Source organism: Fusobacterium ulcerans (assembly GCF_003019675.1).
In the GTDB taxonomy this organism is placed as follows: domain Bacteria; phylum Fusobacteriota; class Fusobacteriia; order Fusobacteriales; family Fusobacteriaceae; genus Fusobacterium_A; species Fusobacterium_A ulcerans.
This window is the reverse complement of sequence record NZ_CP028105.1, coordinates 2,679,713-2,696,735: the sequence shown is the minus strand read 5'-3', so window position 1 is coordinate 2,696,735 and position 17,023 is coordinate 2,679,713. Positions and strand designations below refer to the sequence as shown.

12 protein-coding genes and 1 pseudogene are annotated in these 17,023 nt (G+C 29.1%); 5 read left to right on the top strand and 8 right to left on the bottom strand.

Going from position 1 to position 17,023, the window contains the following annotated elements; all coding sequences use genetic code 11:
* The first annotated feature begins 157 nt into the window (after nucleotides 1-157).
* Nucleotides 158-646 (top strand): MogA/MoaB family molybdenum cofactor biosynthesis protein, encoded by a 489-nt coding sequence (locus C4N20_RS12545; RefSeq protein ID WP_005976869.1) that lies wholly within the window; start codon nucleotides 158-160, stop codon nucleotides 644-646.
* 202 nt (nucleotides 647-848) lie between these two features.
* Here C4N20_RS12545 and C4N20_RS12540 read toward each other — a convergent pair whose 3' ends face one another.
* On the bottom strand, nucleotides 849-1,079 hold the full coding sequence (locus C4N20_RS12540) for a hypothetical protein (RefSeq protein ID WP_005976867.1): 231 nt from the start codon (nucleotides 1,077-1,079) through the stop codon (nucleotides 849-851).
* A gap of 227 nt (nucleotides 1,080-1,306) precedes the next feature.
* Between C4N20_RS12540 and C4N20_RS12535 the strand changes: the two genes are divergently transcribed.
* Nucleotides 1,307-2,122 carry a helix-turn-helix domain-containing protein gene (locus tag C4N20_RS12535; protein WP_005976865.1) on the top strand — a complete coding sequence of 272 codons (816 nt, stop codon included), beginning with the start codon at nucleotides 1,307-1,309 and terminating at the stop codon, nucleotides 2,120-2,122.
* A 359-nt stretch (nucleotides 2,123-2,481) separates the two neighbouring features.
* On the opposite strand, the gene atpE is transcribed toward C4N20_RS12535, so the two are convergent.
* From atpE to C4N20_RS12515, 4 genes are all read right to left on the bottom strand, one after another.
* Nucleotides 2,482-2,769 carry an ATP synthase F0 subunit C gene (gene atpE / locus C4N20_RS12530; protein WP_371417927.1) on the bottom strand — a complete coding sequence of 96 codons (288 nt, stop codon included), beginning with the start codon at nucleotides 2,767-2,769 and terminating at the stop codon, nucleotides 2,482-2,484.
* A 591-nt stretch (nucleotides 2,770-3,360) separates the two neighbouring features.
* On the bottom strand, nucleotides 3,361-5,883 hold the full coding sequence (mprF, locus tag C4N20_RS12525; RefSeq protein ID WP_005976861.1) for a bifunctional lysylphosphatidylglycerol flippase/synthetase MprF: 2,523 nt from the start codon (nucleotides 5,881-5,883) through the stop codon (nucleotides 3,361-3,363).
* 188 nt (nucleotides 5,884-6,071) lie between these two features.
* A complete protein-coding gene (locus tag C4N20_RS12520) occupies nucleotides 6,072-6,791 on the bottom strand; it encodes a DUF3298 and DUF4163 domain-containing protein (RefSeq protein WP_005976859.1) in 720 nt (239 codons plus the stop codon).
* Nucleotides 6,792-6,982: 191 nt separating this feature from the next.
* Complete coding sequence (locus C4N20_RS12515; protein WP_005976857.1) at nucleotides 6,983-10,438, bottom strand: autotransporter domain-containing protein; 3,456 nt, start codon at nucleotides 10,436-10,438, stop codon at nucleotides 6,983-6,985.
* Nucleotides 10,439-10,800: 362 nt separating this feature from the next.
* Here C4N20_RS12515 and C4N20_RS12510 point away from each other — a divergent pair, with 362 nt between their 5' ends.
* The 3 genes from C4N20_RS12510 to C4N20_RS12500 all read left to right on the top strand — a co-directional run bounded on the left by C4N20_RS12510 (nucleotide 10,801) and on the right by C4N20_RS12500 (nucleotide 14,977).
* Nucleotides 10,801-12,324, top strand: coding sequence for a glutathione ABC transporter substrate-binding protein (locus tag C4N20_RS12510; protein ID WP_005976855.1), 1,524 nt, complete (start codon nucleotides 10,801-10,803; stop codon nucleotides 12,322-12,324).
* A gap of 22 nt (nucleotides 12,325-12,346) precedes the next feature.
* Nucleotides 12,347-13,282, top strand: a complete 936-nt coding sequence (locus tag C4N20_RS12505) for a sugar-binding transcriptional regulator (RefSeq protein ID WP_005976853.1) — start codon at nucleotides 12,347-12,349, stop codon at nucleotides 13,280-13,282.
* A 1,113-nt stretch (nucleotides 13,283-14,395) separates the two neighbouring features.
* Complete coding sequence (locus tag C4N20_RS12500) at nucleotides 14,396-14,977, top strand: sigma-70 family RNA polymerase sigma factor (protein WP_005976851.1); 582 nt, start codon at nucleotides 14,396-14,398, stop codon at nucleotides 14,975-14,977.
* A gap of 71 nt (nucleotides 14,978-15,048) precedes the next feature.
* On the opposite strand, the pseudogene C4N20_RS12495 reads toward C4N20_RS12500, so the two are convergent.
* The 3 genes and pseudogenes from C4N20_RS12495 to C4N20_RS12485 form a co-directional block, all read right to left on the bottom strand.
* Nucleotides 15,049-15,339: pseudogene (locus tag C4N20_RS12495) on the bottom strand (HD domain-containing protein); the annotation flags it as partial.
* Nucleotides 15,340-15,521: 182 nt separating this feature from the next.
* On the bottom strand, nucleotides 15,522-15,827 hold the full coding sequence (locus C4N20_RS12490) for a hypothetical protein (RefSeq protein WP_005976846.1): 306 nt from the start codon (nucleotides 15,825-15,827) through the stop codon (nucleotides 15,522-15,524).
* A 9-nt stretch (nucleotides 15,828-15,836) separates the two neighbouring features.
* Nucleotides 15,837-16,988 carry a hypothetical protein gene (locus tag C4N20_RS12485; protein ID WP_005976844.1) on the bottom strand — a complete coding sequence of 384 codons (1,152 nt, stop codon included), beginning with the start codon at nucleotides 16,986-16,988 and terminating at the stop codon, nucleotides 15,837-15,839.
* Nucleotides 16,989-17,023: the final 35 nt, after the last annotated feature.

The following is a 17,023-nucleotide window of genomic DNA, read 5'->3' as shown; positions in this document are numbered from 1 at the left end:
CATTATTTTATCTTAGAACATTCTATCAGATTTAACATTTTATATCAAGAGTTCTAATTCTTATTTTCCAATTTCAAGAATTTTTCAAATAGTTTTTCATTCTTTTCCTAAGAAATATATGATATAATAAAAAAAATTGTTATGGAGGCATAAATATATGTTTAGAACTGCTATTGTGTGTATGAGTGATAAAGGTGCCAGAGGAGAAAGGGAAGATCTTTCTACTAAAGTAATAGAAAAAATTGTTACTGAAAAGGGTTATAAAGTAGTAAAAAAAATACTTATTCCAGATGAATATGAGCTTATTAAAGAAACATTGAAAAATATATGTGATAATAATGAAGCTGATTTGATACTCACTACTGGAGGAACAGGATTTGCTAAAAGAGATGTAACTCCTGAAGCAACATTGGAAATAGTGGACAAGATAGTTCCTGGTATCCCAGAAGCTATAAGAGCTTATTCTATGAGTATAACAAAAAGAGCTATGCTTTCCAGAGCAGCAGCAGGTATAAGAAAATCTACCCTTATTATAAATATGCCTGGAAGTCCAAAAGCTGTTGATGAATCACTGTCTTTTATTATAGATTCTCTTTCTCACGGCTTGGAAATTTTAGTGGGAAGTGCCTCTGACTGTACAAGATAGTTATATTTAGAATATAAAAATGGGTGCTCTGAGATACAGCAATAATACTGTTGTACTCTCCATGAGACACCCATTTATTTAATTGGGAGAAGTTGATTAAAACTTTTAAGTAAATTTTAGAAATTTAGAAATCAGAAAGATTTATGTGTCTTTTCTAATAAAAAATTTCAAGAGTTATATTTCTATTTATAAATTATCTAAATTATCTTTCTTCGCTTCTTTCTCTTGCATAGCTATGTGCATATTCATATTTATCTTCTGTTTGTTGAGTTTTTTCATCATTTAAGATTCCTATTTTCTCTGTTTTTTCCTGTGCACTTACTTCAATTTTATCCATTTCTAAAGGTTTTCCATCGCCTTGTTCTGCATATATAACTCCATTTGATAAAACCATTACCATTAATGTTGATAAAATTATTGTTGTTTTTTTCATTTTATTGCCTCCTGTTATCAGTTATTGTTAGTATTATATAAGTTGTTCCTTTATATAATTAATTATAAACCTTTAAGTTGGTTTAAGGTCAAGCTTTTTTAAAAATTTTTTTATTAAATAATATAGTAAATTTTATCTAAATTTGTTATTATTAAATATAAATATAATAATTTTTTAATTATTAATTTTATATTAATTTTGTACTTAAATTTATTTAAGGAGGAAATATGCAGAAATATTTTTTAGTTGGAGAAATTTCTAAAATTCTTAAAATTCCACGCTCTACACTAAGGTATTATGACAGAGAAGGTATCATTTCTCCTAAATTCAGAAAAGAGAATAATTACAGATGCTATTCCAGAGCCCAGATAATAACAATAAAAAAAATCAACACAATGAGAAAATTAGGGCTCACTCTTGAAGAAATTAAAATCTTTTTCAGTGAAAAAACAGATGACAGGAGCAAAGAAATTGAAAAGGATAAAGAACTTATAGCAAATGTTTTAGAAAGAATAAACGATGATATAGAAAAGCTGAAAATGGTAAAAAAAGATCTGGAGGAACACCTTAAAAGAATGGAAATAACTTCAAAAATGCCTATTGGAATTCCTTTTATAGAAGAAATTAAAAATGTAAGTGGAATAAAAATATATGAAAAAGAAAATCGTAAAACTATGGCTTTTCCTAATCAAAAAACATTAGATCTGTTTGATAAATACTATGGACAAATTTTATTTTATATAACTAAAAAGAAATTGCAGGAAATTGCTGATGTGAATATTCTAGGTTCAGGGTATATTGTTATTAAAGGTGATAAAAAAGTTGAAGAGTTAATTTTAACCAAAGGAAAGTATGCCTCTATAATATTGAAAGGAAATCATTTTGAAAATAAAGTTTCCACTAAAATGTTAATAGAATGGATAGAAAAAAATAATTTCAAACGGGTAAACGATGAAGTTAATATTATAATTGAACCAGGGAATTTAAGCATAAAAAAAAGAGCAGATCTGCTCTATAAGGTAAGCATATTGATTAAAGAATAATTACAGTGAACCGTTCATCACTTAAAATTACTTTATAATTTTTGAAGTGGGGACTTCTTGCTTATCATATTAAAAAACACCACTAAGAAATAATTATCAAACTTTTCATAATATCAAATTTTAGTTAATTTTATTGAATAATATTTTTCCAGTAATTAAGCAGTTAGAATATCTAGCTGCTTTAATTACTTAGATATAACAGTGAAGTTGTTGTGATTCATTATGTTTTCTAATTTTAAAAATTTTAAATTAGAAAGATTTATATGTCTTCTCTATCAAAAAAATTCTAAAATTATATCTTCACTTGTATTTCATCTTTATTTAAACAATCTTCATTTATTTTATAGTTTATTATAATATTAATTAAAAACTGCCAGCATTGGATTAGCATATAAAAGAAGAAGAGCAATTACCAGAGCAAATATTCCTGTTGATTCGGCAACTGCCTGCCCTAATATCATTGTAGTTATAATACTTCCTTTTTGCTCAGGAATTTTTACAACTGATTCTACTGCTTTACCTGCTGTATATCCCTCTCCTATTCCTGCTCCTATTCCTCCTATCATAGCACATCCTGCACCAATAGCTGAAGCTCCCATTACTACTGCTTTTAGTGTAGTTACATTCAGACTCAACAAAAAATGCATAAATTTACCTGTACTAGCTATATCCATTTCATCCTCCTTAGTTAATTAGTGATAATTAAATAATAGGTAGAAGTCAATGAATCTTCGTTGTAAGTATTCCTTTCCTTTCTTATCTCACAATTTTTATGAAATATCCAAAAGAGTCAATCTGTAAAAGTTTGGAGGAATCCTTGGCCTTATCTATATTTTTTTTAATATTATATTTTTATTACAATTATCTTAAAAATATATTCTTATCTATTTAAATTATACTCTTCAAAATTGAAAAATCAATGCTTTTTTTCTTCTTATATTTTTTTATGTCTTTAAAGATATGAATAAAGATATTTTATAATTTCAAATTTTTTTCCCCTATCCACTTTTTAAATAAAAACAATATAATTTTAGAACCTTAAAAATCAGAAAAATTTATTATTAATTTTCTTCATAAAATTATAGGAGAATAGATAAAATATTACAGCAATTTTCAATATTATTTTTGGATATTATAAGAGTTTAAACTAGCTGATTAATTAATAAAAGCTGGCTAAAAAATATAGGGTAGATTTTAAAATCCCTATACTTTTCAATCAGCTTTCTATTTTCATTTTTCTATTTAGATATAAGTCCTTTAACACCACCTGATATTAAAAGTGTCACATCTTTTAATACTTTCGGCATTGAGAATACTCCTGAATAAGCTATATATCTTGGTTCCCATTCAGGATAAAATTTATTTTTAAAGAGTTTAAGTCCTTGAAAATTATAGAAACTCTCTCCATTTTTGAATACAAAAAGCCCTATTTTATTCCAGACAGGAGCTATCTCCCTATTTTCCATACCAGAAAGAGGAGCCATTCCAAGACTGAATCTCTCATATCCCTCATCTTTTGCCCAGAGTATTATGTAAATGAAAAGATACTCCATAGTTCCACTGATACACGATTTCAAATATCTCATAAGATCAACAGCTGCTTCTTTTTTAGAATCAGTAACCATTATATTTGCAAAGGCTATTATTTCATCATCTTTTTTCAGTACAGCTATTGGGAAGTTATTCAGATATTCTTCATCAAAATATCCCAGAGAAAAACCTTTCTCTTTGACTTTTTTACTTTCCAGCCATTCATCAGATATCTCCTTCAATCTTTTCATATATTTTATACCTTCACCCTTTGGAATAACTTCAAAGGTCATATTTTCTTTATTAAGCTTATTGTATGTGTACCTTATATTCTTTCTTTGAGGTATATTTAATGTAAATTTTTTAAGATCAATTACTCCCTCTTCTCCTATTTTTAAAAAGTTCAGCCCAACATCAAGATAGTAATCAAGATAATCCTTAGACACTTCATAAAATACAGGCTGCTTGCTATTTTTTCTGCATAACTCATAAAATTTCCAGATAGAATCTCCAGCTTTTTCAGGTTTTCCAACTGGATCTCCCATAGCTATATAGCTTTTACCACTTTTTCCATACATTACAAAGCTTTCCTCTTCATCTTCCAATACAATTTTTTTATCATTTAACAGCACTAGATTTCCCTCAGGGTTATCTGAAAAAGAAAGACATTTTTTTACTTTTTCACTCACTTCTCTGCTGTCTGTTTCTACTATTTCATTTACAGGAGCAAAAAGCTTCCATACACCAAACACAATAAGAGTGGCAGATATACCAAGGGTCGTTCTTAAAAATCTTGGGAACTCCTTGTTAAAAGGTACTTTCCACCATATTTGATCCATGTAGTCTGATTTGCTGTAGGCAAAAAATCCTAAGTATAGGCTTGATATAACAACCAGAAATATCATTACCATCCAGTTAAGAGTAAATTTCTCATCTATAATAGAAGTTTTTCTATAGAAATACTTTTTCAATGGAATTATTATAGCCAGTATAACTCCCAAGAAAAAGGCTTCCTCATAGTCCAGTCCCTTTAGCAATGAAAGAGCTATTCCTGCTCCAAGAAACACTATTGTCATATAATATGCCCCATTGAGCCGCTTTTTTATTCCGTAGGCAAGTATAAGAAGGACTGCTCCTGTTATACTTCCAAGAAAATGCGATACTTTAATAGTAAATACAGGAAGTACATCTTTCAATATCTTGACTCTGTAAATAAGAGGTGGCATACTTCCAGATACTATAAGAACTATTCCAGCTGCAAATATCAATATAGATATAAGAAGCGGTATCAAAGAAATTACCATTTTTCCAAGTACAATAGATATATTTTTTACTTCTCCCCTTTTCAGCATCACTCTATAGATGCAGTAAGACACCAAAGCTATTCCAAAGGGAGCTATATAATAAAGAAGTCTGAATATTATCAAAGCTGCCACTATTGTTGATGAAGGATAATATTTCCCCATCAAAGTAAGGAATACATAATCAAAAGCACCAATTCCACCTGGCAGATTACTCAGTACCCCTATGATCTGTGCACTGAGGAATATTGGAAAAAATTTCATAAATGTAAGTGTATCGCTATGTGGAAGAAATATATATATAAGTCCTGATACCATTATCCAGTCTAAAAGAGATATAAGTATTTGGAATACAGATATTTCAATGCTTTTCTTTTTTGAAAATACTTTATGAGATGAGTATGATATTGCTATTATCAAAAGAATTATTCCCACTTCTCTTGTTGTTCCAAAATAAAAATTAAATCTACTCAGATCCACTGGTTCAAATGTAAGAAATAATCCTCCTACCCACAAAAGTCCTACCCAAAAACTTACATAGCAGAATTTTATTACTTTTATAATGCTTTTGTAGGGAACATTCCACAAAGAATATAAGTTTATTCTCAACCCCGATCCCGTCAAGCCTGAAAGTCCAATGGAATTAGCAAAAGCGTAGCTTATAAATGAAGTAAATATTATTTTTAAATTAGAAAGCTTTAATTTTTCATTTTTAAATGCCAGTACATCATACATAGTAAGAAGAAAATAATCTACTATTACTATCCCAACTCCAAGTATTACATATCCAGTATTTATAGCCCTTAAAGATTCCCTTATATCTTTTATGCTGTATATTTTCATCTCTTTATGGATAAAATATATTACTACACAGAATATTCCTATCTCCAGTAAATATTTAAGTTTATCATATCTGCTTTTATTATACATATTTTCTCCTCCTAGTCTTTATACCTATTATAGGTATTAGAAAAAAACTATATTATCCTTTTTATACTGAAAAAAGCCTAGAATTAGCTTTGATTTTTCAATATGCTTTAAGAAAAAAAGCTGCCTTTAAATCAAGACAGCTGCTTTTAATCTCCATCCAGTAAACAGCAGAGTGCAATCTGCTGTTTCTAGAACTTTATTTTTACATATTTTTTAATATCTTTTTTATCAAATTTGAATATAGGCATACCACTTGAATATGGAGCTATCTCATAGTGTGGATAAAGAAATACTACATTATCTCCATCAAAATACATAACTGTATTTTTTACATTTGATTCAGCATTATCAAAGAACAATACCTCTTTTCCATCAGTATTTAAAGCCTTTCTGCTTCCATTATTTTCTCTGCTTGCAGTTATTATATCATTCATTCTCATATTGAAATAATCTTCTGCATTTTCATCAAATATCATATCGTAATTAAGAAGAGAATAATCCTTTTTGTTTATATTGTATGACTCTATACTTGTAATACCATGGGCTCCCCCTTGATATGTGTATGTTGTTACAACTATTGAAAGAATATTGAAATTATTTTCTTTTATCTCATAACTCATTTTAGCTTCCACTGGAGCTTCTTTTGTTCCAGCATCTGCTGATCCCATAATATTTTCTATAAGTATTCTTGCACTTTCTTGAAGAGAAAGATTAAGGTAGGAAATATCTTCGTTTTCAACACCTTTTATCTGCGGTATTACTATATCATAGTTATACTTCTCCATACTTTCTTTATACTCAAGTTTTTCTATATTAGAATTGTCTTTTGCTGTATTCTTTCCGCTTTCACATGATGCAAAAATAAAAACAAGCAGCAGTAATCCGAGAAAACTCTTCATCTTTTTCATAAATCTACACTCCCATACTTTTCAAAATAATAATATAATACATTTTATCACAAGCTCAACTCATTGTAAATACAAAGTGAAAAAATGCCATTGTTCCCTTTGAAATAAAATCAATGACATTCTTACCTAAACAGCTCATAAATATGGAAATTTCTATAAATCTCATTTATGAAAATACTTTGTGAACTTCTTTAGAATCTATATCCTGTTCCTAAACTTGTTCTGATGTCTCTAGTATTTTCTGACACTCTTCCTTCCAGTTCTCCATAGATGCTCGCTCCATTTTCAAAGATCTTTTCTCCTTTTATCTTTACAACTAAATAATCTCTATCTTCTTCATGTCCTTTTACTTTAAATTTATTACTTTCATTTCCTGCAAAAGATACTCGCATATCTGGGTCATTTCCTGTAAGTATTCTTTCATACCCAAGTGCTATTGTTCCTCTTCCTGTTTTGAAGTCCTTTATTTTTTCTATTCCTAGACCTGCTGTTGTATAGATATTTTTAGACTTTTCAAATCTTTGAGAATATATTCCTGCTCCCTTTTCTTTGAAATCTTCATTTTCATATCTGATGATATTTACTTCTCCATATGGATACAGATTATTATCTAAAGCATATCTTAATTTTGCACCAGCTTCAAATGTCCAGCTGTCATATTTCCCTTTTGCTTTCCTATCTAGTACAGATAGAGTTCTTTCACTTTCGTTTCTTTGGAATCCCAGACCTAGATAACTGTTTACACTAAGTTTATTCTTTTCGTAATTTCCATATAGCCCTGTTCTAAAGTCTTTTATCTCACCTTTATCATTTCCTGACTTGATGTCATTCTCTCCGTAAGCTAGATAATATCCACCTTTGTAATTACTGTTAAGTTGAAAATCATTTCCAAGTATAAAGCCTTTCATATCAATATCAATAGCACTCATTCCTCTGCTGCTGTCTATATCTTTCCAGCCGTTCAACACTTTTACCCACATATTTTTATCCAGAGATACTACTGAATTTTCTGCTTTATCAAGTATCATATCACTGTCAGATAATCTTGAATATATTGAGCTATTTATTCTTGTATTCAAAGGAAGATTATGCACCATGTCTGCTTGCAGTCCCCCATATGTTTCTTGAAAAGCTCTCAAGGCTGTTCCTTCATCTTCAATATTATACAAAATATCTAATTCCCTCTGTTCAGATTTTCCAGAAAGAGCTGAATACATATTTTCCAGTAGTCTTGATGATATTCTCTGACTGCTGTTCATTCCAGATAAAGAATCTAATCCTGCTGTCTTGTTTACTGCTAAATCATAATTAGTAGTCATACTTCTTGTTAAGGATTTTTCTACATCATATCCTAAGAATAAAGATAGTCTTCCTGTTAAATTTTCTACTGCTGTATTATTATTTCCAGACATTAAAAAATTACTGTATCTATACTCAGGTATTGCTACTCCGTTTATTTCTATTGTTGTTCCTGCTATATTTCCTATGCTTCCTACTGAAAGTGTGCTATTTTCTTTTCCATCTACATTTACTACAATAGCTCCTGATGATTCAAATTCCCCATTTACTGTAAGAGTTCCAATTTTTCCCCAGCTTCCAGCCTGTACTTTTCCATAATTGTATAAGTCTCTCTCAATAGTCCCTTTTCCTGCAATAATTCCAGTACCCATTTCATCATTAAGACTGTAAGCATCACCAGCTACTGAACCGTCTATCTGTAGAGTTCCTCCTCCTGCTATACTTGCTCCTTTATATGTATTATTCCCTGCAAGAGAAAGTATTCCTGCTCCCTCTTTCAGCAATCCAACTGAAAGTCCTGCCAATCTGCTTTCTTCTACTCTTTTATTGTATTCATCTATATATTCTTTTCCATTTGATAAGAGAATATCATTATCAGGAGATGTTACTATTTTTCCACTCTCACTGTCATATCTATATTCATTAGAAAGATAAAACTTAAACATTTTATCAAAGTATTCTTTTTCTTCATCTGTTAAATTTATATTTTTAGTTATATATTCATTTAACTTTCCTTTTTCTTCATCAGAAAATTTATTTATATTAGTTACTCCCTCTAAATTTTCTTTTGCTGTCATATATCCAACTCTTGTTTCAGTTATATCATTACTCCATGTTGAATCAAAGCCCATTGTATTTATTGAATAAAGTGCTTGCTCTTTTCCAGTTAGATAACTTTTTACTCTATTATTTGATGAACTTATATCTCCCTTTCCTAATCTTCTGGCATTAAGCGTTCCCAATCCCTTCACTGCATTTCCTGCATTCACTAGCCCCTGTCCGTATACTATTTCATATGGTACATTTTCATAAATAGAAATACAATTTCCTTCCATATAAGTTTTTACAAAATTTTCTTTATTTCCCTCTTCCCCAAACCCTAAATAATATATTCGCAACATCACTTCATTTGCGTCATAATATTTCTCTATATCCTTTTTTAATTTATCTTTAAAATCTGGTTTCTTAGTAAAATATATCATATTTAAAATAGGTTTTTTATCTTCATCTTCCTGTATTGTTGCTGTAAATCCCAGAGCTTCATCAACAGTTTTATTTGCTGTAGATAGAAGTACATCTCCTATCTGTTTTCCTGTCATATATGGAAATGCTTCCTGTACCAATCCACCTACCCCTGTTACCATTGGAGCTGCCATTGAGGTTCCATCCAGTGGAATATATTCTTGAGAATTAGCAGCATCTGCTGAATTTATAACTGTCCCTGGTGCTGATATACTGTTTTCTTCATTATATTTATTTAAATCTGAAAATACTGCTAGAAATCCCAGATTATCTTTTCCTGAAAATGTATCTAATGCTGTTACCCCTATTATATTATTTTTTACTTCTTTATCTAGATATGATAATAAAGGAATTAGAGATGGTGTTATATGCCCAGAGTTTGCATTAGCAAAAATTAAAAGTTTATTATATTTTTTCATACTGCTTTTTAATATTTCAATACTATTTTGAGCGTCTTCATCTTCTTGTATTATTTTTAAAAATCCATCTCTGCCTTTGTGGTTTTCTCCATCTGTATTATGAATTTCATCAATATATACTCCATATCCCCAGCTATTATTAACTACTTTTATATCTTCCCTTGTATTAAAATATTCATATGCTTCTATTGTATTTTCTCCCTCTGTTTTATTCTTTGTTGGAAATGCATTTCCTGAAACAAAATTACTATTAAAAGCTACCCCATGCATTCCATATCCATCTTTTGAAGCTGACATTATTCCTGCTACATGAGAACCATGAAAATTTTCTATCCAATCTATATCTTTAGGCACTTCCCCTATTACATAGGAATTATCTTTATTCAAAAATTCTCTATGAGATAGATTCACATATCGATCTACTATCCCTAAAGTAACTCCTTTTCCTGTATATCCCTGTGCATAAGCCTCTGCTGCATTTATTGTATCTAATGGGCTATTTCCTTTTCCACTGCCCATATAGTAGTATTCCTCTGTTCTAAATTCCTCAGCTTTCTTTTTTATCTCTTCTTCTGTCATTGATAAGGATATTGTCCCTGCTATTAAAGATATCCCTATTATTCTCAATATCATTTTTATTTTCCTTTTAAATATTCTCTCCATATATTTAAAATTTTTCTCAGACATCTTAACTCCTCTCAGATTATTTTATTATATATTCCTTAAGTTCTTTTTATATCCATAGTATAATATATTAATTTTAAAAATGAAATTTTTTTTAATTTTTTATTATATTTTTATTTGAATTTAATATTTTTATACTTTTATTTTTTCTTTGATTAGTTGAAAAAATTATCTGAAAAAGCTCTTTTAGCTATATTTTTATTTTAAAAAAAATGAATTCCATATTTTTTCCAGTATATAATTTAAATACATAAAATTTCTTTTTTTGGAAGGAGGTAGATAAAATTGAGATACCATATTTAGTAATTGTTTTTTTCAATGTTTACCATTATAATATAATAAAAATGAAAAGGAGAGATTTCTTTATGTTTAAAAAACTACTTATGATACTGCTAAGCTGTACAGTACTGTTTACATCATGTTCAGATGACAAAGAACAAACTGCTTCAAAACCTGTAAAAGAAAAATTAATAATTGCTCAAGACGGAGAGCCTAAATCACTAGATGTACATCAGGGAAATGATGGTTTCTCATTGAGAGCCAATAAGCTTATCTATTCAAGACTGGTAGAGTCAGATGGAGATATGAATATACTTCCTGGACTGGCTGAATCATGGGAGCAGATAGATGACAGAACTATGCAGTTTAAGTTGAGAAAAGGAGTAAAATTCCACAATGGATATGATTTTACTGCTGAAGATGTCAAATTCTCATTTGAAAGAATGGCAAACTCACCTAGAATAGCCTTTGTACTTCCTCCTATTGAAAAAGTAGAGGTAGTAGATGACTACACTGTAAATATTGTTACAAAGACACCTTTTGGTCCATTACTTGCACATCTTTCTCACCCTGCACTGGGTATTGTGAGCAAAAAATTATTAACTGAAGATGAGCAAAGCTTTAAAGATCACCCTATTGGTACTGGAAGCTACAAATTTAAAGAATGGGTGCCTGGTGACAGCCTTACTCTTGAAAAGAATGAAGATTACTTTGATAAAAAGAATGGACTTAAATACATAGTATTCAAAAATATTGTAGAAGCTTCAAACAGAACTATTGGACTGGAAACTGGAGAAATTGATATCTCTATATCTGTAAGTTCAGTAGATGAAAATACTATAAAAAACAATCCTAAATTACAACTTATAACAAAACCTTCAATCTCTTACTCATATGTTGGAATGAATACTCAAAAAACTCCATTGAATGATGTAAGAGTAAGAAAAGCTATAAACTATGCTGTAGATAAGCAAGCTATCGTTGATGTTATCCTTAATGGAAGCGGTAAAATAGCTACTTCACCTATAGCACCAGGGGTATTCGGATTTACTGATAAAACTAAAAATTATGAGTATAATGTAGAAAAAGCTCGTGAACTGATGAAAGAAGCTGGATATGAAAATGGATTCAAAACAAGCATCCTTGTATTTGGAGGAGAAGCTAATACACAGACTGCTGAAATACTTCAAGCTTATCTGAAAGAAATTGGCATTGATTTAAGAATAGATGTAGTAGAGGTAAGTGCTTACTGGGATGCTACTGAAAAAGGAAGACATGACCTTTTCTTAGGTTCATGGGGAGTAGTAACAGGAGATGCTGACTATGGACTTTATGCAATGTATCATTCATCTGCAAAAGGTGGAGCTGGTAACAGAGATTTCTATGAAAATCCTAAAGTTGACGAGCTTTTAGATAAAGCTAAAATGACTACTGACCCAGAAGAAAGAAAGAAACTTTATGAAGAAATTCAATTATTAATAGTGGATGATGCTCCTGACATTATGCTTTATAACAGAATATTAGCTGTTGGAGCTCAGAAAAATATAAAAGGATTAAATATCCATCCAGTTACTCTTCATGACTTCAGCACTGTCTATATTGAAGACTAATCTGCAAATTTGGAGGAAACATATGTTAGATGATAATGTAAAAACTCAGAAAATGGTGGAAATAGCCAAAATGTATTATGAAGAAGACCTTACTCAAAATGAGATAGCCAAGAGACTAGGGGTATCTCGTCCTCTTGTGAGTAAGATGCTTGCTGATGCAAAGGAAGCAGGTATAGTTACTATTCAGATAAATTCTCCATTTGTAAGCAATGATTTTCTTATGGAAGAGATCAAGAAAAAATACAATATTGAAGGGGGAATGGTTATTCCTCAAGCTGATACAGATTATCTTACTGATCAGGTAATATTGAATAATGTAATATCATATATGAGTAATGATCTTAAAAAGTATAGAAAATTTGGACTTGGATGGGGAAAAAATATTGGTGATCTGGTTCAGAAGCTTGAAGTTTCAGAAAAAAAGATGGAGCTTGAAGGTTATGTGTGCCCTCTAGTTGGTAATATCTCTATGCCTACTAAAGATTTTCATTCAAATGAGCTGGTAAGAATATTCTCACAGATGACTTTCCTAAAGCCTTATTATCTTTTTGCACCTGCTTTTCTAGCTACTGAGCAGGAAAAAAATCTATTTATCAACATTGAAAATTACAAGGATATAAAGAGATTATGGGAAAAACTGGATGTTGCTGTCCTTAGTATAGGAAACCATCCATCAGTTCCTGACCTTGCTACTGCTTCAAGATTTGGAGACAATCTCCAAAAAGGAAAAGCTATTGGAAATATACTCTCTTATTATTATGATATAAATGGTAAATTCATCACTGGAGAGAGTGATTTCTCTATTGAAATACCTTTAGATGACTTGAGAAAGATAGAGCATGTAATTGGACTATGTTCTTCAAAAACAAGTAAAGATGCCGTTATAGGAGCTTTAAAAACTGGTATTATAACACATCTGGTAATAGATGAAAATACTGCCAAGGAAATACTGCAATAAAATCAATTACTTGAAATATAAAGAATTATTTCTGCATATTTAAATTTATTGAAGAGATACTTTATAACAGCTAAGAAAAATAATTGATAGATACACTTTACAAATATTTATTTTGAAAATTAAAAGTCCTGTCTTTTATTACAAATAAATATGCTGAATTGTTTAGCTCATGACTTGTTAAAACCCAAGTATTATCTTTATAAAAAATTTTCAAAAAAATTTAAAAATACTATTGACAGAGAAAATAAAATATGATATAAAATTATCAGAATGTCGTCTGCCTAGTGTACGACCAAGAAATGACTAGGCTTTTTTATTTTTTGGAGCAATAAAAAAAGCTACTGATAATTGATTTATCCATAGATTTTTAATTGTCTTCGCCCATCTTTAATCATAAACTTACTTTTTATATTAAATTTTATTTTTACCCTTTCTTATTACTTTTACTTCATATTTTAATTTCAATACAACTCTATTTTATAACCAAACCTTTTTATAAAGATTTTCTTCCCCTTAATATTAATTCATGTATCTTGATTAATTTTTCTCCCCTTCAGCATTGTAAAATTAACATTTCTTTCAGAACTGGCAAAATTTATTGATATTTAATATTATAATTTTTTGATTAATTGATATCAATTTTTATAAACTTATTAAATATTTTTAAAAATAATATTTATTTCATATAAAAAATAAAGGAGTTTTAACATTTTTTTTAGAATAACCTTAGTAAAATATCAATTAAAACAGGGGAGTTTTTATGAAAGTTCTTTTATTCTTCTTATTTTGTCTTTTTGGACTATCATTGTTTTTTGTTGGATTATGTATTTATTTTTGTGAATTTTTAATGCTTTTTTAATTCTCTAAATTTATAATTCAGTTCCTTTTTTTGAATGCTTTTTATGTTGCCATTCAAATGTTTTTGCAGTTCATATTAATTTTCTTATATTTATTAAAAATAATTTTTAAAGGAAGAAACTAAAATCACTGTATAGCCAAACATATACTAATTAAGTTTTAGTATATGCTTTTTTTATATATGCAATGATGTTCATATTTTAAAAATCTTTTTACTATCATTACAGAAATTTTAGAACTCAGGAGGAAAAGAAAATGGACAACAAAAAAATCAAAGATGCAAAAAATGGTGATGACAAAGCTTTTATTGAAATTTTTCAAAGTTTGAAGAGAATTATCCTTTACAGAACTAAAAAGTATTTTTTTTATGGTGGGGATAAAGATGATGTGATGCAGGAAGCTATGATTGGACTTTTTAAAGCAATCAATGCCTATGATGAAAACAAGACAGCTTCTTTTAAGACCTTTGCACTCTTGTGTATAAAGCGTCATCTGATAACCGTTCTAAAAAATTCCAACTCCAGAAAAAATAAAATTCTCAATATGGCTATATCTATTCAAGCTGAAAGTGAAGGAGAACCTAATATTACATATACTCATCAATCCTTTATGTTTCATTCTCCAGAAGAATTATGTCTTGGAAAGGAAAAGATGGAATATGTGAACAGATATTTAAGAACTCATTTGAGCCCAATGGAAAATGAGATTTTTGAGTATCTTATTGCTGAAATGACATATATTGAAATAGCTGAAATGACTGGACGGGATGTTAAATCAATAGACAACTGTATTCAAAGAATAAAGAAAAAATTAAAAAATTTTATGCTTGATTATTAAAAAAATGAGGTCAGAGATTTTTCCCTGACCTTTTAAAATTGCTGTTTATTTTTCAAAAAAATTATATTGAGTTATTCCTTTATAATCCCTTTATCAATATACTTCTGCACTTCCGGCATCACAAACTCATGGAAAAGCTGTGGTGCATACTCAACTATAGGTGACATTCTCTTCAGCACCATTTCTTTTGTAGCACTGAACTTCTTCCATGTATGCCCATCAGAAGTAAGGTTTTGTATAAACCCTTGGAATCTATCAAAAGTATTAGCAAACTTTGCTTCTTTAGTTTCCATATTCTCAAATTCAAGCCATAGCTTCATGAATTCTTTTTCCTGCTCTTCTGGAAGCATTCCATATATCTTTTCTGCACTTTCAAGTTCTTTTTTCCATTTTTCCTCTTTTGAAAAAACTGAAAAAGCTGGAGTATTTTAAGAATAACAAAATTCATACTATTTCATAAACATCATATCACATTTTTTTATTTTGTATTTATATTTTAAGGATATTATATCAGAAAAACAATTAAAATAAATCCTATCTTTTCTTACTTAAATAACTGGCTTCTTTGATATACACCATATACTACTAATACCATACCTAATATTAAAAAGATTTTTCCCATAGCAGAAGAAACTTTAAATTCTTTTATGTATCCTTTTATCATATATTCCAAAGCACACAATAAAGGCATAAATATAATCAAGCCTATTGGAAAACTGCCTAACAATAATCTTTTTATATCAGTACTACTTCCAGTAACAATATCGAAAATTGTGATAGTAACTAAACATGGAATATAGCCATAACAAAAGAAAATTTTAATAAATTCTAATAATTTATTTTTTTTCATCTTCACTCCTTAATTAGCTATTTTTTCTTTATTTTCTTTAAAACCTTCTGTCTGAATTTTTAAGTTGTATCCACCAGTAGTTAATTGAAAGCCATTATATATTGCTCTACCTTTTTTAATTTTCTTTGTACTCCCAGCCATTTTACCTAAAACTGGATGATAACCTGATATTTTAACATGCTTGAAATTACTTGCTACTCTCAATGATTTAGCAGTATCTTTTAACCCAATGCCTCCAACAACTATTTCAGATAAATAATATCCAGCATGACCTATAGCTCTCTTATCTTCTCCTATAGTATAACTAATTAGCTCCCCAAAAGACCATTTGATTGGATTTATTTTCCAATTATCCTTTACTAGTTCTTCATCATCTCCAATATAATCTAAACGAAGAGATTGAATTCCACTAAAAATAGTATTAGCACAATATAAAATTGTTACTCCTACACCTATTGTGGCAGCAACAGTTAAACCACCAGCTGCTAAAGCAGTTGCTCCAGCAGTTATTCCTATTCCTGCACATATTATTCCTGCTGAAGAAAATAAAAGATTTTCTGTTTGAAATCCTTTTTGTACTTCTCTTTTAGCTTCTTCCTTACTTAATGGAATTAATAACTTTTCTTTTTTATTTGGAAATTTAGCAATAGCTAATAATTCATTTTTTCTTGTTATTATTAAGTTTTCATTATAAAAATTTTCTCTATGTGTAATTACTAATTCAAATCTTCCATTACCTTTATTATCAAATATTTCATAATAATTAGCCACATATCCTATAAAGTTAAATTTGTTAACATTTATGTTATCTCCATCCATGCTAGCAATACTAATCTCCACATTCTTAAAAAATGGAGTTTTAATTCTGCTTTCTTTAGATAATCTAGATAATTTTATAGTTTCATCTCCAGGATTAATATCTCCGCTAAAAACAAATATCTTATCTTTTACATCTATATGAAAAGAATTAATATTAAGTTTATCTATCTTTATAAACTCATTATCCTTTCCAATTTCAGATATTTTAAAATATGTAGCTTGTTTGATTTTTGCTCTTTCTTTTTGTTCAAACATTTTAATATCAGTATTTATCCTGCTATATTCTATAATATCTTCTGCTGGATAAGTATAACTGTTATAGTTTATATCTCGTAATCCCATAAATCAATCCCCTTTACTAAAATAGTTTTAATATT